Source organism: Halorubrum sp. Hd13 (assembly GCF_002252755.1).
In the GTDB taxonomy this organism is placed as follows: Archaea; Halobacteriota; Halobacteria; order Halobacteriales; family Haloferacaceae; genus Halorubrum.
On sequence record NZ_NHOY01000116.1, the window covers coordinates 26,452 to 44,535 of the forward strand.

Annotated in this window: 21 protein-coding genes and 1 tRNA gene; 11 read left to right on the forward strand and 11 right to left on the reverse strand. The window is 70.1% G+C overall.

Annotated elements, in window-relative coordinates; genetic code table 11:
• Positions 1-106: 106 nt before the first annotated feature.
• Positions 107-469 carry a hypothetical protein gene (locus DJ81_RS15960; protein ID WP_094526404.1) on the reverse strand — a complete coding sequence of 121 codons (363 nt, stop codon included), beginning with the start codon at positions 467-469 and terminating at the stop codon, positions 107-109.
• A complete protein-coding gene (locus tag DJ81_RS15965) occupies positions 469-2,013 on the reverse strand; it encodes an acyl-CoA carboxylase subunit beta (protein WP_094525144.1) in 1,545 nt (514 codons plus the stop codon). Before DJ81_RS15965 ends, DJ81_RS15960 begins: the two co-directional genes overlap by 1 nt.
• 343 nt (positions 2,014-2,356) lie before the next feature.
• Here DJ81_RS15965 and DJ81_RS15970 point away from each other — a divergent pair, with 343 nt between their 5' ends.
• The 4 genes from DJ81_RS15970 to DJ81_RS15985 all read left to right on the forward strand — a co-directional run bounded on the left by DJ81_RS15970 (position 2,357) and on the right by DJ81_RS15985 (position 4,715).
• Positions 2,357-2,995 (forward strand): 50S ribosomal protein L1, encoded by a 639-nt coding sequence (locus DJ81_RS15970; RefSeq protein ID WP_094526405.1) that lies wholly within the window; start codon positions 2,357-2,359, stop codon positions 2,993-2,995.
• Positions 2,992-4,041 (forward strand): 50S ribosomal protein L10, encoded by a 1,050-nt coding sequence (locus DJ81_RS15975; protein ID WP_094526406.1) that lies wholly within the window; start codon positions 2,992-2,994, stop codon positions 4,039-4,041. The genes DJ81_RS15970 and DJ81_RS15975 overlap by 4 nt, the downstream gene beginning before the upstream one ends.
• An 18-nt stretch (positions 4,042-4,059) precedes the next feature.
• Entirely contained in the window at positions 4,060-4,401 is a 342-nt protein-coding gene (gene rpl12p / locus DJ81_RS15980; RefSeq protein ID WP_094525147.1) for a 50S ribosomal protein P1, read from the forward strand.
• Between the two features lie 122 nt (positions 4,402-4,523).
• Positions 4,524-4,715, forward strand: coding sequence for a hypothetical protein (locus tag DJ81_RS15985; protein ID WP_094525148.1), 192 nt, complete (start codon positions 4,524-4,526; stop codon positions 4,713-4,715).
• On the opposite strand, the gene DJ81_RS15990 is transcribed toward DJ81_RS15985, so the two are convergent.
• Positions 4,696-5,403 carry an SWIM zinc finger family protein gene (locus tag DJ81_RS15990; RefSeq protein WP_249269144.1) on the reverse strand — a complete coding sequence of 236 codons (708 nt, stop codon included), beginning with the start codon at positions 5,401-5,403 and terminating at the stop codon, positions 4,696-4,698. The genes DJ81_RS15985 and DJ81_RS15990 overlap by 20 nt on opposite strands.
• 171 nt (positions 5,404-5,574) lie before the next feature.
• Between DJ81_RS15990 and DJ81_RS15995 the strand changes: the two genes are divergently transcribed.
• Complete coding sequence (locus tag DJ81_RS15995; protein ID WP_094525149.1) at positions 5,575-5,790, forward strand: hypothetical protein; 216 nt, start codon at positions 5,575-5,577, stop codon at positions 5,788-5,790.
• A 13-nt stretch (positions 5,791-5,803) separates the two neighbouring features.
• Here the strand turns inward: DJ81_RS15995 and DJ81_RS16000 are convergent, their stop codons facing one another.
• The 3 genes from DJ81_RS16000 to DJ81_RS16010 are packed head-to-tail and all read right to left on the reverse strand — an operon-like array spanning position 5,804 to position 8,321.
• Entirely contained in the window at positions 5,804-7,030 is a 1,227-nt protein-coding gene (locus DJ81_RS16000) for a DNA primase (RefSeq protein ID WP_094590542.1), read from the reverse strand.
• Between the two features lie 54 nt (positions 7,031-7,084).
• A complete protein-coding gene (locus tag DJ81_RS19710) occupies positions 7,085-7,636 on the reverse strand; it encodes a DUF5518 domain-containing protein (protein ID WP_249269145.1) in 552 nt (183 codons plus the stop codon).
• A 7-nt stretch (positions 7,637-7,643) separates the two neighbouring features.
• On the reverse strand, positions 7,644-8,321 hold the full coding sequence (locus DJ81_RS16010; RefSeq protein WP_094526879.1) for an HVO_2922 family protein: 678 nt from the start codon (positions 8,319-8,321) through the stop codon (positions 7,644-7,646).
• Between the two features lie 122 nt (positions 8,322-8,443).
• Here DJ81_RS16010 and DJ81_RS16015 point away from each other — a divergent pair, with 122 nt between their 5' ends.
• On the forward strand, positions 8,444-9,193 hold the full coding sequence (locus DJ81_RS16015) for a pirin family protein (protein WP_094590544.1): 750 nt from the start codon (positions 8,444-8,446) through the stop codon (positions 9,191-9,193).
• A gap of 43 nt (positions 9,194-9,236) precedes the next feature.
• On the opposite strand, the gene DJ81_RS16020 is transcribed toward DJ81_RS16015, so the two are convergent.
• Positions 9,237-9,869: a protein sorting system archaetidylserine decarboxylase gene (locus DJ81_RS16020; RefSeq protein ID WP_094525153.1), complete on the reverse strand. Its 633-nt coding sequence runs from the start codon at positions 9,867-9,869 to the stop codon at positions 9,237-9,239.
• A 2-nt stretch (positions 9,870-9,871) separates the two neighbouring features.
• The gene (locus DJ81_RS16025; RefSeq protein WP_094590546.1) at positions 9,872-10,921 is read right to left on the reverse strand and encodes an AAA family ATPase; all 1,050 of its coding nucleotides are present in this window, start codon (positions 10,919-10,921) and stop codon (positions 9,872-9,874) included.
• Between the two features lie 524 nt (positions 10,922-11,445).
• On the opposite strand from DJ81_RS16025, the gene DJ81_RS16035 reads away from it, so the two are divergent.
• From DJ81_RS16035 to DJ81_RS16050, 4 genes are all read left to right on the forward strand, one after another.
• Positions 11,446-12,603 (forward strand): ABC transporter substrate-binding protein, encoded by a 1,158-nt coding sequence (locus DJ81_RS16035; RefSeq protein ID WP_094526920.1) that lies wholly within the window; start codon positions 11,446-11,448, stop codon positions 12,601-12,603.
• A gap of 10 nt (positions 12,604-12,613) precedes the next feature.
• Positions 12,614-13,657 (forward strand): carbohydrate ABC transporter permease, encoded by a 1,044-nt coding sequence (locus tag DJ81_RS16040; protein WP_094526883.1) that lies wholly within the window; start codon positions 12,614-12,616, stop codon positions 13,655-13,657.
• Positions 13,654-14,601: a carbohydrate ABC transporter permease gene (locus tag DJ81_RS16045; RefSeq protein WP_094526884.1), complete on the forward strand. Its 948-nt coding sequence runs from the start codon at positions 13,654-13,656 to the stop codon at positions 14,599-14,601. The genes DJ81_RS16040 and DJ81_RS16045 overlap by 4 nt, the downstream gene beginning before the upstream one ends.
• A gap of 93 nt (positions 14,602-14,694) precedes the next feature.
• Positions 14,695-15,840 (forward strand): ABC transporter ATP-binding protein, encoded by a 1,146-nt coding sequence (locus DJ81_RS16050; protein WP_094525157.1) that lies wholly within the window; start codon positions 14,695-14,697, stop codon positions 15,838-15,840.
• An 84-nt stretch (positions 15,841-15,924) separates the two neighbouring features.
• Here DJ81_RS16050 and DJ81_RS16055 read toward each other — a convergent pair whose 3' ends face one another.
• From DJ81_RS16055 to DJ81_RS16065, 3 genes are all read right to left on the reverse strand, one after another.
• A complete protein-coding gene (locus tag DJ81_RS16055) occupies positions 15,925-16,605 on the reverse strand; it encodes a DUF4013 domain-containing protein (protein ID WP_094590550.1) in 681 nt (226 codons plus the stop codon).
• Positions 16,606-16,759: 154 nt separating this feature from the next.
• On the reverse strand, positions 16,760-17,170 hold the full coding sequence (locus tag DJ81_RS16060; protein ID WP_094525159.1) for an SHOCT domain-containing protein: 411 nt from the start codon (positions 17,168-17,170) through the stop codon (positions 16,760-16,762).
• A 95-nt stretch (positions 17,171-17,265) separates the two neighbouring features.
• Entirely contained in the window at positions 17,266-17,745 is a 480-nt protein-coding gene (locus DJ81_RS16065; RefSeq protein WP_094525160.1) for a DUF192 domain-containing protein, read from the reverse strand.
• 61 nt (positions 17,746-17,806) lie between these two features.
• Here DJ81_RS16065 and DJ81_RS16070 point away from each other — a divergent pair.
• Positions 17,807-17,880 (forward strand) — tRNA-Val (locus DJ81_RS16070).
• The last annotated feature ends 204 nt before the right edge of the window (positions 17,881-18,084 follow it).

Genomic DNA, 18,084 nt, shown 5'->3' on the forward strand with positions numbered 1-18,084 from the left:
GGGAATGCACGCGCTCGGGCGCTCTCGCGTCCGGGGTAGCCGTTCGAAACCCGGACAGCCGCGGCGCCGCCTCGATACGCCGGGTTCGGCGGACGGGGCGTCCCCGTCAGAAGCGGTCGGCGCGGCCGGCCGCCGTCCACGGGTCGGTCGGCGCCTCCGTCGGCACGCGGACCGACCGGCCGGTGAGGCGGTCGACCCGGTCGGCGAACGCCCACCGCTTCCCCTCCCACCCGGTCTCCTCGTCGGTCGCGGCCGCCGCCGCGGCCAACTCCCCGTCGCGGAGATGCGCCGCGACCGCGGCGGCGATGGCGGCGGCCTCCGCGTCGTCGGCGTCGTCGGGGACGGTCAGCCCGTCGAGGACGGCGGCGACCGCTGGGCCGTTCGGTCCGCTTTCCGCGTCGGTCGAGGCGGCGTCCGGGTCGGTCGAGGCGGCGTCCGGGTCGGACGGGTCGGGCGAGTCGGTCGCCATCAGATCGGGATGTTGCCGTGTTTCTTCTCGGGCCGGTCCGAGCGCTTCCCCTTCAGCATCTGGAGGTCGTCGATCAGGCGCGCTCGCGTCTCAGCGGGCTCGATGACGTCGTCGACGAAGCCGCGGTCGGCGGCGCTGTACGGGTTCGCGAACTCCTCGCGGTACTCGTCGATGAGCTCCTGCCTTCGCGCGTCGGGGTCGTCGGCCGCCGCCAGCTCCTCGCGGTAGAGGACGTTGACGGCGCCCTTCGGCCCCATCACCGCGATCTCGGCCGTGGGCCACGCGTAGTTGACGTCGCCGCCGATGTGCTTCGACGACATCACGCAGTAGGCGCCGCCGTACGCCTTCCGGGTGATCACGGTGAGGAGGGGGACCGTCGCCTCGGAGAAGGCGTACAGCAGCTTCGCGCCGTGGCGGATGATCCCGTTGTGCTCCTGGTCGGTACCGGGCATGAAGCCGGGCACGTCCTCGAAGGTGAGGATGGGGATATTGAACGCGTCGCAGAAGCGGACGAAGCGCGCCCCCTTCTGGCTCGACTCGATGTCGAGGGTGCCGGCGTTCACCCGGGGGTTGTTGGCGACGATCCCGATCGAGTGGCCGTCCAGCCGCGCGAAGCCGACGACGACGTTCTTCGCGAAGTTCTCCTGCACCTCGAAGAAGGAGCCCTCGTCGACGACGCTGCCGATCACCTCCTTCATGTCGTACGGCTTCCGGGGGGCGTTCGGAACGATCTCGGCCAGCTCCTCGTCGGCGCGCTCGGGGTCGTCCCACGGCTCGACGCGGGGCGGGTCCTCGACGTTGTTGGCGGGGAGGTACGAGAGCAGCCGCGCGATGTCGTCCAAGGCGTCCTCCTCGCTCTCCTCGGCGAAGTGGGCCACGCCCGAGGTCGACGTGTGGGTGACGGCGCCGCCGAGCTCCTCGAAGCTCACCTCCTCGCCCGTCACCGTCTCGATGACGTCCGGGCCGGTGATGAACATGTGCGAGGTGTCCTTCACCATGAACGTGAAGTCCGTGATTGCGGGCGAGTACACCGCGCCGCCGGCGCACGGCCCCATGATCGCCGAGATCTGTGGGATCACGCCGGACGCCTCCGTGTTGCGCCGGAAGATCTCCGCGAAGCCGCCGAGCGAGGCGACCCCCTCCTGGATCCGGGCGCCCGCGGAGTCGTTGAGCCCGACGACGGGCGCCCCCACGTCCATCGCCTTGTCCATCACCTTGCACACCTTCTCGGCGAACACCTCGCCGAGCGACCCGCCGAAGACGGTGAAGTCGTGGGCGAAGACGAACGTCTTCCGCCCGTTCACTTCGCCGTATCCGGTGACGACGCCGTCGCCCGGGATCTGCTGTTCCTCCATCCCGAACTTGTGGGTCCGGTGGGTGCGGAACCGATCGAACTCGTGGAACGTCCCGTCGTCGAGGAAGTAGTCGACGCGCTCGCGCGCGGTCATCTTCCCCTTCTCGTGTTGGGACTCGATCCGGTCCTCGCCGCCCCCCAGCGCCGCCCGTTCGCGGCGCTCGCGGAGGTCCTCGATGCGGTCGTCCATCGTCACGCCGGACCACCCTGAGTCATTACCTCGTGGGTCGACCAGCGGCGTCAAAAGGGTTCCCCTATCCGACGTTTCGGAGTTCGACGCGCGTCGAATCCGGAGACCGCGTCGGGTTCCGCGTCCGCCGCCGCGGCGGCCACCTCGCTTCGGCGGCGATCGCCTCTCTCCCGGTGCGGACGTCGCCCGTCCGGCCTCGACCGCCCGCACGAGCCCTGTCGCCGGTTCGCACGGGCACGGGCGGTTCGACGCTTTTAAACCTCGGATGGACCACTCTCCGGTGAGACAGGCTTCGCCTGTTTCACTGACCCGTAGGAGCGACCTGCGTACTACGGAGGTGAAAATGGCAGACACAATACAAGAGGCCGTAACTCTCGCACTCGACGATGCGCCCGAGCGGAACTTCCGCGAGACAGTGGACATCGCGATCAACCTGCGAGACCTCGACCTCAACGATCCGTCGAACCGCATCGACGAGTCCGTCGTGCTGCCGGCTGGAACGGGGCAGGAGACACAGATCGTCGTCTTCGCGGAGGGCGAAACCGCCGTCCGCGCTCAGGAAGTCGCTGATGAAGTGCTTGACAGCGACGACCTCGAGGATCTCGGAGACGACGACGACCGCGCAAAGGACCTGGCCGGCGAAACCGATTTCTTCGTCGCGGAGGCCAACCTGATGCAGGACATCGGTCGGTACCTCGGTACCGTCCTCGGTCCGCGCGGGAAGATGCCTACCCCACTACAGCCGGACGACGACGTCGTCGAGACCGTCAACCGGATGAAGAACACCGTGCAGCTCCGGTCCCGCGACCGGCGCACGTTCCACACCCGCGTCGGCGCGGAGGATATGGGCCCCGACGCGATCTCGGACAACATCGACGTCATCATCCGGCGACTCGAAGCGGACCTCGAGAAGGGGCCGCTCAACATCGACGGGATCTACGTGAAGACCACGATGGGTCCCGCTAGGGAGGTGCCCGTATGAGCTCGGTCCGCAAGACCGAGACGATCCCGCAGTGGAAGCAGGACGAGGTCGACGAGCTCGTCGAGTTCATCGACTCGTTCAACTCCGTCGGGGTCGTCGGCGTCGGCGGCATCCCGAGCCGACAGCTCCAGGCCATGCGCCGCGAGCTGCACGGCTCGGCCGATCTCCGCGTGAGCCGGAACACCCTCACCGTCCGCGCCCTCGAAGAGGTCGACGACGGCGTCGAGGAGCTGACCCAGTACGTCTCGGGTCAGGTCGCGCTCATCGGCACGAACGACAACCCGTTCGGCCTCTACAAACAGCTGGAAGCCTCGAAGACCCCCGCCCCCATCAACGCGGGCGAGGTCGCCCCCAACGACATCCTCATCCCCGAGGGTGACACCGGCGTCGACCCGGGACCGTTCGTCGGCGAGCTCCAGACGATCGGCGCGGCCGCGCGCATCCAGGACGGCTCGATCATGGTCACCGAGGACTCCACGGTCCTCGAGGAGGGCGAGGTCGTCGACGAGGACCTCGCGAACGTCCTGGTCGAACTCGGCATCGAGCCGAAGGAAGTCGGGCTCGACCTCAAGGGCGTCTACTCCGAGGGCGTCCTGTTCGAGCCGGACGAGCTCGCGATCGACGTCGACGAGTACGCGGCGGACATCCGGTCCGCCGCCGCCGCCGCGCGCAACCTCTCGATCAACGCCGAGTACCCGACGGCCGCCACGGTCGGCAGCCTTCTCGCGAAGGCGTCCGGCGAGGCGAAGTCCGTCGGCCTGTACGCGGAGATCGAGAGCCCGGACGTCGTGCCCGACCTCATCGGGAAGGCCGACGCCCAGCTGCGTGCGCTCGCGGCCCAGATCGACGACGAGGAGGCGCTCCCCGAGGAGCTGCAGGGGGTCGAGGCGGCCCCGGCTCCGGAGACGGACGACGCCGACGAGGAGGAACAGGCGGAGGAAGACGACGACACGGACGACGCTGAGACGACCGACGACGCCGCCGACGACGCCGACGAGGACGACGGCGACGACGGCGGCGACGGTCTCGGCGCGATGTTCGGCTAACACTACGAGGATACACCAATGGAATACGTTTACGCTGCGCTCATCCTGAACGAGACTGGCGAAGAGATCAACGAGGAGAACATCACCGGCGTGCTGGACGCCGCCGGCGTCGACGTCGAGGAATCCCGCGTCAAGGCGCTCGTCGCCGCGCTGGAGGACGTCGACATCGAAGACGCCATCGAGACGGCCGCCGCGGCGCCCGCCGCCGGCGCCGCCGCTGGCGGCTCCGCGGACGCCGCGGAGGCCGACGAGGCCGACGACGAGGCCGACGAGGCCGACGAGGCAGAGGAAGCCGCGGACGAGGAAGAGGAAGACGACGACGAGGACGGCGGCGAGGGCCTCGGCGAACTCTTCGGCTAACCTCGGACGCACCGCGACCGACCGTCGCGTCGACCGCACCCATTTTATGCCGACGCCGCTATCCGGAGTGATAACGTCGGGCGCGCCTTTTTATATCGATCGCCGGAAGTCACGGCCGTCCAATGAAGATCGTCGACGGCGACAAGGTCGAGTGCGACCGTTGCGAGTCGGTGCTTCCCATCGGAGACGCCTCGCTGCTCGAGAAGGAGACGAACCGCGACTACGAGCGGACGCTGTGCGCGGACTGCCTCGGCGCCGTCGGCGTTCCGCAGGGGTACACGCTGCGGCGCGACATCAGCCACCTCGCTGGGTGAGCCGCGAGGCGGGGAAGGCGTACCGCTCGCAGTCCGACAGGCCGCGCCCCGGCCGGACCGCGTCGACGTACACGGCCTCGACGACGGGTTCGTGCGCGCCGTACGCGGCGTTCGTGGCGTACTCGTCGACCGTCCGGTCCTCCTCCGTCCGGTAGGCGTCGGCCCGCTCGGTCGTGACCGCGACGACGACGAGGCGCTCGCCGCTCTCGCGGTCGCGGACGGCGTCACCCGGATCGAACGCGTGGCGCGAACAGAGGTGCGATCCCGGGTCGTCGAGCGGGACGAACGTCTCCGCCCCGCAGACGGCGCAGGCTCCCACGCGCTCGTCCGGGGCGGGGACCGACCCCGCGGTCACCTCCATGGCGACCCGCCGGAGGTGTTTACACCGCGAGCCGCGGATCGCGTGGTCGGGACAGGTGCAGGTGCCGGCGTCGAGCGCGACGACGTAGGTGCCGCCGTCGGTCTCGACGACGTACCGCCGGTCGCGGAGGGGCCGCACCGTCATCTCCTCCGCGGCGGCGCGCGCCGACCGGTCGTCGGCGTCGGCGTCGGCGCCCGGCGAGCGGTCGGTCTCGTCGTCGACCGCGGCCGAGTCGCGTCGATCCGGCGTTCGCTCCGCCGGCGGCGCGGCTCGGGCGGCGTCCGGTTCGGGGACCGTCGACGCGGGCGGGTCTCGGGGGTGCGTCATGGGTGACCGCGAGGGGGACCCTCGCTTCCCGTGAAAATAGGCCCCGTAAACGGTTAAATTCGCCGCTGAAGGGGGTCGAGCGTCAGATATTCCGGACACGGTCGCCGGAGCCGTCGGACCCCGGCCGCCCTCATCGAAGTCCTTTTTTAGCGGCGACGGAAACTCGCGGGCATGGAAATCGACGCGGAGCTTCGTCGGCAGATCACGGTCTCTCTGGCGGCGGCCGCCGTTTTCATCGTCGGGCTGGTCGGGATCGGGGTCACCTTCGGCGGGTCGGCCGGACTGCCGGCGTCCGGCGCGCTCGCGCTCGTCGGACTGCTGGCCGGGTTCGTCCTGTTGATGGCGCTCGTCGGCGCGTACCTCATCCGCGCGAGCGACGAGGCGTAGGCCGGCGGCGCGGTTACTTCGTTCCGCCGGCGTCCGTGGTTTCTCCGGCGTTCGTGGATTCTCTGCCATCCGTGGCCTCGTCCGCTTCCGCCTCTCCGCTCTCGTTCTCCCCGTTCCCGGCCTCGCGCTCTCGCCAGTCGGTGATCTCGTCGGCGGCCGCGACCCGCTTCTCGTAGTACGCGAGGGGGTCGGCGGCCACCTGCATGTGGTCCTCCTCGTTGTGGCAGATCCCGTAGTTCGCCAGCGTCTCGCAGGTGGGCGGCGGGTACTGCGTGCCGCGGTCGTCTTTTAAATACTCCGTCTGGTAGCGGATCCCCTCGGCGTCGAGGCTCGTGTCGGCGCAGAACGTCACCACCTCGTCCGGGGTCATCCCGATCCCGACGAGGAACGCCATCAGCGCGAACGACTCCGGCGGCGAGAGGTCCGCGTCGCGCTCGGCCTTCTCGATCAGGTTCGTCATGCACGGCGGGAACAGCTCGGGGGCGACGACGTCGACCGGCCCCGTGTAGCTCCGCTCGGAGAGCAGGCGCTTGAGGTCGGCGACGCCCTCCTCTAACTCCGCGGCGATCCCCTCGCCGGCCGCCAGCTCGAACGGGAGCCCCTCGCGCACCCGCTCCTCGACCGCGGCCTCCAGCGCGTCCAGCAGCTCCCCGCGGGAGACGCGTACCGCGCCGTCGGCGAGCGCGCGGTTGACCAGCCGCCACGACTCGCCCCACGACGGCGACGTGAGCCGGAGGTACGGGCCGACGTCGATCCAGTAGTTGGCGGGGTCGCGGTCGGGGGCGCCGACGCCGGCGCCCGAGGCCGATCGCGGCGCCTCCGGACGCACCGCGTCCGCGAGCTCGAACTCGGCGAGCACGTCGCCGAGGGCGACGGTCGGCGTCGACACCGACCGAAGCTCGTCGTCGGTCGCGAGGTCCCCGCGGATCCGGTCGACCGCGGTCGCGGCCTCCGCGGCGGCGTACTTCTCGATGGCGGGCTCCGAGTCCAGAAGCGAGACGAGGATCCGCGCGACGGGGTACGAGAGCAGCTCCGCCTGCACGTCGTAGGCGGACTCCCCGGGGAACCCGCCGCTCTCGGACTCGACCGTCCCGTCCATCAGGGCGCGCTCGACGCGCTCGCGCCCGCGCTCGACGGCGGGCGCGTCGGCCGCGACGAGTTCCGGCAGCGACACCGCGGCGTCGGCGACGGCCTCGCGGGCGGCCGCGAAGAACGGGTACTTGGCGTCGAGCGCGTCCATGTCCGACCCGAGGTAGCGACGGGCGTCGAATAAGCGGTGCGGTCCGCGGTCGCGCTACAGCTCTCCGCGGAGGTAGTGGCCGAGGTAGCCGCCGACCACGCCCGAGCCGAGGGTATAGGCGGCGCCGACCCCGACAACGAGGAGCGCGAAGACGCCGAACTCCGCCGGCGCTCCGGCGAACCCGAACAAGAAGAGGAGGAAGGCGACCACCGCGACGAACGGGAGCGTCATGACCGCGCCGGCGACCGCGCCCGTCTTGAGCGCGTCGGCCGACGTGCCGCCGCAGAGGTAGCCCGCGAGCGCGCCGCCGAGGACGGTCGCGAAGGGGACGAACGACAGCACCGACCCGGCGATCCCGCCCAGCAGACCGTAGAGGAGGATATCGCCCAGATCCGCGGGCGCGTCGTCCCCGGGCGAGAGGTACCCGCCCGAGTCGTCGTCCGGGTCGTATCGATCGCCGGCGACGCGGCGGTCCGAGGCGTCTCGGCTCTGCGCGTCGCTGGCAGTGGGGGCCGCTCCGGCATCACCGGTGGTCGGCTCTGCTCTCGTGTCGTCGGTGGAGGGCTCTACTCCCGCGTCGTCGGTAGAGGAATCGTCGGGGACCATGACCGCCTCACTCCTCGTCGTCCTCGGCCGGCTCGTCGCCGTCGAGCTCTTCGACGAGCGCCCCCGGTGCGTTCGACTTCACGCTGTTGAGCCCCTGTTTCGCCTTCTGCTTCGAGGCGTACCCCTGTCCGCCGTCGGCGATGACGTTGCCGTTGTCGTGGCGGAGCCGCCAGCGGTACTCGTCGGCCTTGTCCCTGAACAGCTCGAAGACGGCGTCGCTCCCGCCATCCTCGGGCGGCTCCTCGTCGCGGCTCTCGTCGATCACGTGCGCGCCCGGCGCGTTCCGCTGGACGCTCTCGATCCCCGACCTCGCGTCGCGCTTGTCCGCGTACCCCTCGCCGCCGTCGGCGATGATGTTCCCGTTGTCGTGGACGAGGCGCCAGCGCCACTGATCGGCGCTGTCGGCGTACAGCTCGAAGGCCGCCTTGCTCGCGGCGGCGTCGACGTCGACCGCGCCCTCCGCCTCGTCGAACTCGACCTCCACCTCGAAGTGGACGGTGCCGTCCTCGCGTTCGAGCTCGACCTCGACCTCGGACTCGGCGGCGGGGTCGACCGTCACCGTCCCGGCGTCGTCGACCGGGAGCGGCTCGCCGCGACCGAGCGCCTTCGCGATGCGCCGGAAGTACGTGGCCAGGGCCTGTCGACTCCGCGACCCCTTCGACTCGTGGATCGTCTCTTCGGGCATGCACGATCCGTGTCGCAGGGGGCACACAAAACGCTATGCCCGCGGGCCCGCCGCCCGTCGCTCCGCACCGTCTCGGCCACCGCCGACGAGACCGTTATGCGTGCCGAACCGGTGGGTCACGTATGGTCACCGACGAAACGGCGGGCGACGGCGGCGGAGTCGTCCCGGGCGAGCCGGTTCGCCACGGGACGGGCGTGAACTCGAACCGCGCGTTCCCGACCGAGAGTCACCCGGCGAACCTCGACCCGTTCGTGCTGTTCGAGCGGTTCCACATCGAGCCGGACACGGGGTTCCCGATGCATCCGCACAAGGGGTTCGAGATCGTCTCGTACATGATCGAGGGCGGCATGGAGCACGCGGACTCGCTCGGCGTCGAACACACCGCCCGCGAGGACGAGGCGATGCGGATCACGGCCGGGGGCGGCATCCGTCACTCGGAGTTCCCCGCCGACGGCGAGGCCTGCAACGGGCTCCAGCTGTGGGTGAACCTCCCGCGGGACGAGAAGGATGTCGACCCCGACTACGTCGACGCGAGCGCGGCGGCGCTCCCCACCCGAGAAACCGACGGCGCGACCGTCACGACCGTCGTCGGCGAGGGGTCGCCGATCGACCTCCACACCCCGACGGAGTACCTCGACGTCCGCGTCGACGACGAGTGGACGTGGGCGGTGCCGGACGGGTGGACCGGCTTCCTCTACGGGGTCGCGGGGAGCGGGTCCGTCGAGGGCGACGCGTTCGGCGAGGGCGACGTCTTCGCGACCCGCGGGGGCGGCGAGTTCGCGGTCGCGGCCGACGGCGACCTCCGGCTCGTCGCCGTCGCGGGGCGGCCGCACGGCGAGCCGATCCGCCAGCAGGGGCCGTTCGTCCTGTAGGCGACCGCCGTGCGAGGGGGTCGCTCACTCCCGCTCGGCGATCCTACTCCCGCTCGGCGACGATCGTCTCGCCCGCGCGGACGGTGTCGCCCTCGCGCGCGAGCAGGTCGTCCTCGTCCACGTCGGCGGGGAGGATCACGTCGGCGCGCGAGCCGAACGAGACGTGGCCGACGCGCTCGCCGCGGTCGACGGCGTCGCCGGGCTCTACGGCGGGGTGGATCCGGCGGGCGAACCAGCCGGCGATGACGAGCAGCTCGTACTCGCCGAAGTCGATCGCGACCTGCTCGTTGCGGTCGGACTCCTTGCTGAACGCGGGGCGGTTCGCGCCGGGGCGGTGTCGCACCTCGCGGACCTCGCCGGCGATCGGCGCGCGGTTCACGTGGACGTCGGTGACGTTCATGAACACGCCGACCCGCAGCCGGTTCCCCTCCTCGCGAACGACCGAGACGGTCCCGTCGGCGGGCGCGACGACGGTCCCGTCGGCTTCCGGCGGCTCCCGGTCGGGGTCGCGGTGGAACCAGAGGATCCCGAGCGCGAGCGCGACGAGGGCCGCGCCGACCGGGGGGAGGAGAGGGAGCGTCGCGGCCCCGACGAGGGCGGGGACGAGCGCGAGCCGCCACGCCTCGTCGACGACGTGGAACGGGAGGACGCGCGCGAGGGGCGGGTTCCGGGCCATCGTCAGGCCTCCACCGGGTCGCGGAGGTCGGGTCGGAGCTCCGTTCGGCCGGCCGCCCACGCCCCGAGCAGGTGCGTGAGGTGGATCCGGTCGTCGAGGCCGCCGGTGAGGTCGAGGTCGGCCTCGCCGGCGAGCACGTGGAGCCGCGCGAGGTCGTCGCCGCCGTACTCGGAGCCGGCGCGGGCGACCCGCAGGACCTCCCGGAGGAGCTCCTCGCCGTCGTACCCGCCCTCGTCGAGGAGGTCGTCGAGGGCGGACCGCGCGTCCTTCAGGTCGCCGGCGCGGGCGTCGGCGAGCACCTCGCGGATCGCGTCGTCGTCGCCCACCTCGCCGAGCGTCTCGTAGGCGGTCGACATCGTGATCTCGCCGCCCTCGACCGCGGTCGCCTGCGCAGAGAGGACCGCCTCGCGGAGGTCGCCGCCGGCCGCGCTGGCGACGAACTCCAGCCCGTCGCCGTCGTAGTCGACGCCCTCGCGCTCGCAGATCGTCTCGAGGACGTCGATCGTCTCGTCGGTGGTCGGCGCGCGCACCCGCACCGGGAAGCAGCGCGACCGGATCGGCGCGATGAGCTTCGACGGCTGGCGGGTGGCGATCACGAACTGCGTGGTCCGGTGGTGCTTCTCCATCACGCGCCGGAGGGCCTGCTGGAAGTCCTCGCGGATCGACTCGGCGTTGTCGAGCAGGACCGTCTTGTACTCGCCCGACATCGGGGCGTACGACGCCGACTCCTTCAGCACGCGGTTGATCATGTCGCGTTTCGCCATCCGGCTCCGCCCCTGCAGGAACCCCTCGAAGCGCGGGTCGGTCCGGATCTCCTTTTTCGTCCGGCCGAAGAAGTCGGCGACGTTGATTTCGATCAGGTCACTCTCGGGGTTCTCGTGGGCGGCGCGGGTCAGCGCGCGCGTCGCCGCCGTCTTCCCGACCCCCGGCGGTCCCTGCACGACGAGGTTCATCGGCTCGTCGACCGCGCGCTCCAGCCGCTCGCGGGCCTCGTCCTGGCGGATCTCGTCGAGCGCGGGAGCGTGCGCGTCGATCCACAGCGGTCCGTCCATGCCGTGTGGGTCCGGGCCGGGCGCTCAAGAATCGGTCGGTCGGTGCGCCGACGCGGCGAGTCGGGGGCGCCGTCCTCGGCGGCCGTCCGGACCCCGATCGACCCCAATTTGTTACGATCGCCCCCGCCCAAATCGTTCAGAAATGGTGTGTCGACGGCGTCCCGAAGCGGGCGTATATTTCCTCTTTCCCACGAAGAGCCCGTTTACGGCGGTTTAGTCTGCGATCCGTTTTTTAATAATATTTTGAGTAAATAAACATCAATCGTTAAGTATGGGGCATCCGAACCCGTGGACACATGTCACGTGACAACAGCGCAAGTTCGGAGGACCGACTCACCCGTCGCCACTACGTGGCCGGCGCCGGGTCCCTCGCGACCGTGGGGATCGCCGGCTGTTCCGGCGGTGGCGACGGCGGCGACGGGAGCGACGGGAGCGACGGAAGCGACGGAAGCGACGGCAGTGACGGAAGCGACGGCAGTGACGGAAGCGACGGGAGCGACGGCGGCTCCGGCGACCCCGTCGAAGTGCTTCACGGCTGGACCGGCGGCGACGGCGCCGCGGCGGCCGAGGCGCTCGAGGAGGCGTTCAACGAGGCCCACTCCGACGTCGGCCTCGAGATGAACCCCATCGGCGGCGGCGGCAATCAGAACCTCGACGCCGTGGTCGCGAACCGGCTCCAGAGCGACGACCCGCCGGGGGCGTTCGCCAACTGGCCCGGCCCGAACCTCCTCCGCTACGAGGGCGTCCTCGGCAGCGTCGACGACGTCTGGGAGGAGAACGACTTCGAGGACGTGATGGTCGAGGAGGCGATCGACCTCCACAAGCAGGGCGGCAGCTACCGCGCCGTGCCGCTCGGTTCCCACCGACTGAACTGCCTCTTCTACAACGTCTCCGTCGTCGAGGACGCGGGGATCGACGTCGACTCCCTCAACAGCCCCTCGGCGCTCATCGACGCCTTCGAGACGGTCTCCAGCGAGACCGACGCGATTCCGATGACTCACGGGATGTCCGGCACGTGGACGACGACGCAGCTGTGGGGCGCCGTGATGCTCGGCGAGAACGGCTACCAGCCGTATATGGACTTCCTCAGCGGTGAGGGCGACGAAAGCGCCGTCCGTGCGGCGTTCGAGCGGACCGCGGAGATGCTGGAGAACTACATCAGCGACGACGCGTCTTCGATCGGTCTGACCCAGTCGAACCAGAACATCATCAACGGCAACGCCGCCTTCATCCACCAGGGCAACTGGGCGGCCGGCGCGTTCCGGAACGCCGAGGACTTCGAGTACGAAGACGACTGGGGCTTCAAGACGTTCCCCGGAACCGAGGGCATGTACACCCTCCACTTCGACTCGTTCCTCTACCCGGCTGACAACCCGACGCCCGAGGCGTCGAAGACCTGGGAGGCGTTCGTCGGCAGTCCGGAGGCCCAGATCGCGTTCAATCAGTTCAAGGGGTCGATCCCGACCCGGACGGACGTGAGCATGGACGAGTTCGGTCCGTACCTCCAGGAGACGGCCGAGGACTTCGCCAACGCGGAGTACCGGCCGCCGAACCTCCAGCACGGGCTCGGGGTCCCCTCCGAGACGATGACGGCGCTCAACGAGGTCATCTCCTCCGAGTTCACCGGCCCGTACAACGTCGACGCGGCGACGCAGGGCTTCCTGGACGCGGTGTCGAACTGAGCTCCACGCGATGCTCGATTTTTACCGTCGATTGTACCGGACGATCAGGCCCTCCTCGGGGGACGACGACGGAGAGGTCCGCGCGGACGGCGGCGTCGTGAGCGACGGCGCCGCCGGGTCCGCGGCCGAACCGGAGCGGGACCTCGTGGCCCGTATTAAGTCGGCGCTCGACCGCCGCTTCGGAAGCGACTTCATCGAGTCGTCCGTCTTCTGGCTCCCGCCGTTCCTGCTGATGGGGCTGTTCGTCTACGGTGCGGTCATCTGGAACCTCCTCATCTCGTTGACCGACTACGAGCGCTTCGCGAACGCCCCGGACTACTCGAACCTCGACTTCGAGATGTACACCCGGGCGCTCGCGGACTCCGGGTTCATCGACGCCGCGATCAACACGCTCATCCTGCTCGTCGCGTTCACCGCCGGGACGCTCGCGGTCGGCCTCGTGCTGGCGATCCTGATCGACAGGGGGATCCGGTTCGAGAACACGTTCCGGACGATCTACCTCCTGCCGATGAGCCTCTCGTTCGTGGTGACGGCCCAGTTCTGGCTGTGGATCTACAACTACAACAACGGGATCGCCAACAGCGTCATCGGGACGTTCGGACTCGGCCCGGTGAGCTGGCTCGGTAACCAAGAGATCGTCCTCTACGCGGTCATCTTCGCGTTGATGTGGCAGTTCTCGGGATACGCGATGGTCGTGTACCTCGCCGGCCTCCGCGCGATCCCGACGGAGCACTACGAGGCGGCCAAGGTCGACGGCGCGTCCACGCTGAAGATGTACTGGCGCGTGATCATTCCCCAGCTGAAGGGCGCGACCATCAGCGCCGCCGTGGTGCTGATGGTGTTCGGGATGAAGGCCTTCGACTTCCTCTACTCGCTGGTGGGGGGATACCGGCCGCCGAACGGCGCTGACATCCTAGCGACGAAGATGGTGCGCGAGGCGTACGCGAACCTCAACTGGGCGTACGGGTCGGCGATCGCCATCGTCCTGTTCGGGATGGCGCTCAGCGTCATCGGCCCCTACCTCGTGTACGAGTACCGGAGGGACAACTTATGAGCGACGCAGAACCTCGGACCGACGGCGGCGCAACGGCGACGACGACGGCGCGACTTCGCCGGAAGGTCGACCGGCTGACGGTCGAAGACGTCGGCCTGTACGTCGTTTTGGCCCTCGCGGCTGCGTTTTACCTCGTCCCCATCGAATCCGGGCTGGTGACGTCGTTCAAGACCGGCACCGCGATCATCGAGACGGCGCCGTTCGCCCCGCCCGGCCCGTCCGGGCTCACGTTCGAGAAGTGGCGGACGGCGATCGACGTCCTGTTGCGCGGCATGGGGAACAGCCTGCTGTACGCCGTGCCCGCGACGGTGATCTCGGCGTTCGTCGGGAGCATCACGGCGTACGGCCTGACGATTCCGACGTGGAAGAAGTCGTACAAGGCGGTGGTGCTCATGCTCATCATCGCCGGGATCTTCATCCCGTACCAGGCCGTGCTGGTCCCGCTGACCCAGTTCTGGTCGCAGTGGGCCCAGCTCACCGATCTGCTGTCGTTCGTCTGGGCGCTCGGCATCCCGAACGACTACGTCGGTATCATCGAACTGGTGATCACCCACGTCGCCTACGGGATCCCCATCTGTACGCTCCTGTTCCGGACGTACTACAAGACGATGAGCGACGAGATGATCGAGTCGGCCCGCCTCGACGGGGCGACGCTCCGCCGGGTGTACCGGCGGATCGTCCTCCCGCTCTCGGGACCGATGTTCGCCGTCGTCCTCATCTATCAGTTCACCCAGATATGGAACGACCTCCTCTTCACGCTGGTGCTCGTCTCCACCGAGTCGAGCCCCGCGGCGCCCGTCGTGCTGATCCTGGCGGGCCTCGGGACCTCGATGGAGGGGCAGGACTTCGCGCTCCGGATGGCCGGAGCGTTCTTCGCGGCGCTGCCGACGCTGGCGGTGTACATCTTCTTCGGCGAGGAGTTCGCCGAGGGGGTGGCGGCGTGACCCGCACGCCCGATCCGTCCGGCGGCGGAGACCGTTCGGCGGGAGATTCGGCGCGTCGCGCACACGACCACTCATCGACCACAACTCAAAGATATGGCAACGCTTGAACTCGACTCGATAACGAAGACGTTCCAGGACGGCGACGAGGAGATCGTCGCGGTCGACGATGTTTCGCTGTCGATCGACGACGGCGAGTTCCTCGTCGTCGTCGGTCCGTCCGGCTGCGGGAAGTCCACGACGCTCCGGATGATCGCCGGCTTAGAGACGATCACGTCCGGCACGCTCAGCATCGACGACCGCGTCGTCAACGACGTGAAATCCCAGGACCGGGACATCGCGATGGTGTTCCAGTCGTACGCGCTCTACCCGCATATGAGCGTCCGACAGAACATGTCGTTCGGTCTCGAAGAGTCGACGGACCTCCCGGACGACGATATCAACCGGATGGTGTCCGAGACGGGCGAGATGCTCGGTATCTCGGACCTGCTCGATCGGAAGCCGAGCGACCTCTCCGGGGGTCAACAGCAGCGCGTCGCGCTCGGTCGCGCCATCGTCCGCGACCCCGAGGTGTTCCTGATGGACGAGCCGCTCAGCAACCTCGACGCGAAGCTCCGCGCGGAGATGCGCACCGAGCTCCAGCGGCTCCAGAACGACCTCGGCGTGACGACGGTGTACGTCACCCACGACCAGACCGAGGCGATGACGATGGGCGACCGGATCGCCATCCTCGACGGCGGCGAACTCCAGCAGATCGCGACGCCGCTGGAGTGTTACCACGAGCCGGCTAACCGGTTCGTCGCGAGCTTCCTCGGCGAGCCGTCGATGAACTTCTTCGACGTGACGCTCGACGGCGACCGCCTCGTCGGCGAGGTCTTCGAGTACCCGATCGCCGAGGGGGTCCGGTCGGACCTCGGCGCCGCGACCGACCTCGTCCTCGGGATCCGTCCCGAGGCGGTGGAGCTCGTCGACGACGGCGGCGCCCACGAGTTCGAGACGACGGTCGACGTCGTCGAGCCGATGGGCGACGAGAACACGGTGTATCTTCACTTCGACCCCGACGCGGACCCCGAGACCGCGGCGACGCTCGTCGCGACGATCGACGGGTTCAACCGCGTCAGCGAGGGCGACGCGGTGACCGCGCGGATCCCGGAGGACGCGATCCACCTCTTCGACCGAGCCACGGGCGAGGCGCTCCACAACCGGTCGATGGCGGACGCGGCCGAGCAGATCGACCTCTAACTCGACGCTCGTCCCGCCGCTCCCTTTTCGAGCATCCCGATCGGCCCGCCGCTCTCTTTTCGAGCATCTCGATCGTCCCGCCGCTCACCAGTACCGGGTCCGATCGACGCTCTCCGCGAGCAGCGCCGCGGCGGCGACGTGGGCGTAGGCGCCCCACGCGAGCGCGAGGAGCGCCGCCGCGCTTCTCGCGGCCGTCGCCGCGAGCCCGGTCCACGCGACGACGACGAGGACGGTCCCGCCCACCCACGCGAGGAAGTACGAGCTCGAGGCCGTCCCGCGGAGGGCGTCCCGCCGGAGTCCGGCGCGGAGCCCCTCCCGCACGCTCGCGGCGGCCGCCGACGGGAAGAGGTACGCGCAGACGACCGTGACGAGCAGCGCGGCGGTCGCCAGCGTCGCGAGCGTCACGCCGCCCAGCGCGCCCGGGGCCGTCCCCCTCGCGACGACGTAGCTGACGGCGACGACGGTGACGACCGCGGGCGAGAGGTAGACGGCGCCGACGCCGAACAGGCGCCCGGCGAGCCGCGCCGTGGCGGCCGACGCGACGCGCGGGAACCCCTCGCCCGCGAGGACGCCGCCGACGAGGCCGAGAAACGCGGCGAGCGGGCCGGCGGCGAGCAGGAGGGGGGCCAGCAGCGCCCAGTCCGGCCAGAGCCCCGCCGCCGTTCGGAGCAGCGCGCCGGCGAGCAGCAGCGTCGCGAGGCACTTCGCCGTGCCGTTCCGCCGCGCCCGATCGGCGAACGGGTACCGGAGGGCTTCGAGGAACATCACTCGCCCTCCGGCCGCTCGACGGCGGCGCGTCTCCGTCGGTCGTCGCCGCCGCGTCCCGACCGCCCGGCCGTCGATATCGATGCGTCCGATCGCGTCGCCGCCGGCTCGCGATCCGATGTCGATCGCGCCCGCCGCGGGAGACGCCGGTCGGTCACTCCCGGATCCGTTCGACCTCGCGCCGGACTCCCTCGCGGACCCGGTCGGCGACGTCGTCGCCGGCCCGGTCGACGGTCTCGGCGTCCTCGGTCTCCAGCAGGCGGTCGAGCTTCCGCTCGAACTCCCGCTCGTCGATCTCGCCGCGCGCGTAGCGCTCGCGGAGGGCGTCGAGAGCGGGGTCGGCGTCCGAGCCCTCGTCGCCGCCGTCTCGGTCGGGGAGGGGCCGCGTCAGCGTGTGGAGCACGGGGAGCGCGACGAACAGCCCGAAGAACCAGACCAGCGGGAGGCTCCACCAGAGCCCGGTGACGAACGGGGCGGCGACGCCGGCGCCCACGACGAGGAGCGCGAACACCCGTCGCCAGCGGTGGCGGAGGTTCCACGCGATCCGTGCGGGGAGCCCGGTCATGATCGGGTCGACGACTGCGAGGGGGAAATCGGTTTCGTCGCGGGGCGGCGGCGCCCTCCGGGTCCGGTGCAGACGGGCCGCTCCCGCACCGGCCCTCATCCGCAGTCGAAGACGATCTGATCGCCCGGCTCGACGCCGTGGCGCTCGCTCCACCCGCGCGGCACTTCGAGGACGTACCGACCGGTGCCGCGGTACCGCGTGAGCGGCGCCGACTCCGGCTCCGCCCCGTGGATCGTCGTGACCGTCCCGTTCGGGGCGACGAAGACGATGTCGAGCCCGAACGCCATCTCCCGCATCACGTAGGCGCGCTCGGCGGCGTCGTCGTGGACGAACAGCATCCCCTCGTCCTCTGCCAGTTCCTCGGTCGCGGAGAGCCCGACGTACCGCTTCACGAACCCGTCGGCGACGCGGGCCTCCACCGTCGCGAGCGACTCGCCGGTCTCGCCGTCGACGGCCTCGACGGTCGTCGTCTCGTAGCCGGTGATCAGGAGGGCCGGGTTCGCCGCGGCGACGGCGACCGCGACGAGGACGATCAGCGCGAGGCCGGCGGCGACCCCGACGAGGCGGCGGTTCACGGTGGACCGTCGCGTCGGAGAAAGAAACCGTTTTCCGCTCCGGACGGGTTGCAACCCGTGAGGGCTCGTGGTCTAGCTGGTTATGACGCGGCCTTTACAAGGCTGAGATCGGCGGTTCGAACCCGCCCGAGCCCACTACCGGCGCCGCGAACACCACGTGAGCGGCGCCGCTATGACTGTCCGAGGGCGTGGTTCGAATCAGAGAGCGGGAGGTGAGCGAGCGTAGCGAGCGAACGGGAGCGACACTGGTTCGAACCCGCCCGGGCCCGCTGTCGCTGTCGCGAGCACCCCCGCGACCGACGGCGACACACGACTCGACCGAGCCGTCCCGACTCGCGG

Coding starts and splice junctions, on each gene's coding strand:
- DJ81_RS15960 (WP_094526404.1), bottom strand. CDS start 469: ATGGCGACCGACTCGCCCGACCCGTCCGACCCGGACGCCGCCTCGACC.
- DJ81_RS15965 (WP_094525144.1), bottom strand. CDS start 2,013: ATGGACGACCGCATCGAGGACCTCCGCGAGCGCCGCGAACGGGCGGCG.
- DJ81_RS15970 (WP_094526405.1), top strand. CDS start 2,357: ATGGCAGACACAATACAAGAGGCCGTAACTCTCGCACTCGACGATGCG.
- DJ81_RS15975 (WP_094526406.1), top strand. CDS start 2,992: ATGAGCTCGGTCCGCAAGACCGAGACGATCCCGCAGTGGAAGCAGGAC.
- rpl12p (WP_094525147.1), top strand. CDS start 4,060: ATGGAATACGTTTACGCTGCGCTCATCCTGAACGAGACTGGCGAAGAG.
- DJ81_RS15985 (WP_094525148.1), top strand. CDS start 4,524: ATGAAGATCGTCGACGGCGACAAGGTCGAGTGCGACCGTTGCGAGTCG.
- DJ81_RS15990 (WP_249269144.1), bottom strand. CDS start 5,403: ATGACGCACCCCCGAGACCCGCCCGCGTCGACGGTCCCCGAACCGGAC.
- DJ81_RS15995 (WP_094525149.1), top strand. CDS start 5,575: ATGGAAATCGACGCGGAGCTTCGTCGGCAGATCACGGTCTCTCTGGCG.
- DJ81_RS16000 (WP_094590542.1), bottom strand. CDS start 7,030: ATGGACGCGCTCGACGCCAAGTACCCGTTCTTCGCGGCCGCCCGCGAG.
- DJ81_RS19710 (WP_249269145.1), bottom strand. CDS start 7,636: ATGGTCCCCGACGATTCCTCTACCGACGACGCGGGAGTAGAGCCCTCC.
- DJ81_RS16010 (WP_094526879.1), bottom strand. CDS start 8,321: ATGCCCGAAGAGACGATCCACGAGTCGAAGGGGTCGCGGAGTCGACAG.
- DJ81_RS16015 (WP_094590544.1), top strand. CDS start 8,444: ATGGTCACCGACGAAACGGCGGGCGACGGCGGCGGAGTCGTCCCGGGC.
- DJ81_RS16020 (WP_094525153.1), bottom strand. CDS start 9,869: ATGGCCCGGAACCCGCCCCTCGCGCGCGTCCTCCCGTTCCACGTCGTC.
- DJ81_RS16025 (WP_094590546.1), bottom strand. CDS start 10,921: ATGGACGGACCGCTGTGGATCGACGCGCACGCTCCCGCGCTCGACGAG.
- DJ81_RS16040 (WP_094526883.1), top strand. CDS start 12,614: ATGCTCGATTTTTACCGTCGATTGTACCGGACGATCAGGCCCTCCTCG.
- DJ81_RS16045 (WP_094526884.1), top strand. CDS start 13,654: ATGAGCGACGCAGAACCTCGGACCGACGGCGGCGCAACGGCGACGACG.
- DJ81_RS16050 (WP_094525157.1), top strand. CDS start 14,695: ATGGCAACGCTTGAACTCGACTCGATAACGAAGACGTTCCAGGACGGC.
- DJ81_RS16055 (WP_094590550.1), bottom strand. CDS start 16,605: ATGTTCCTCGAAGCCCTCCGGTACCCGTTCGCCGATCGGGCGCGGCGG.
- DJ81_RS16060 (WP_094525159.1), bottom strand. CDS start 17,170: ATGACCGGGCTCCCCGCACGGATCGCGTGGAACCTCCGCCACCGCTGG.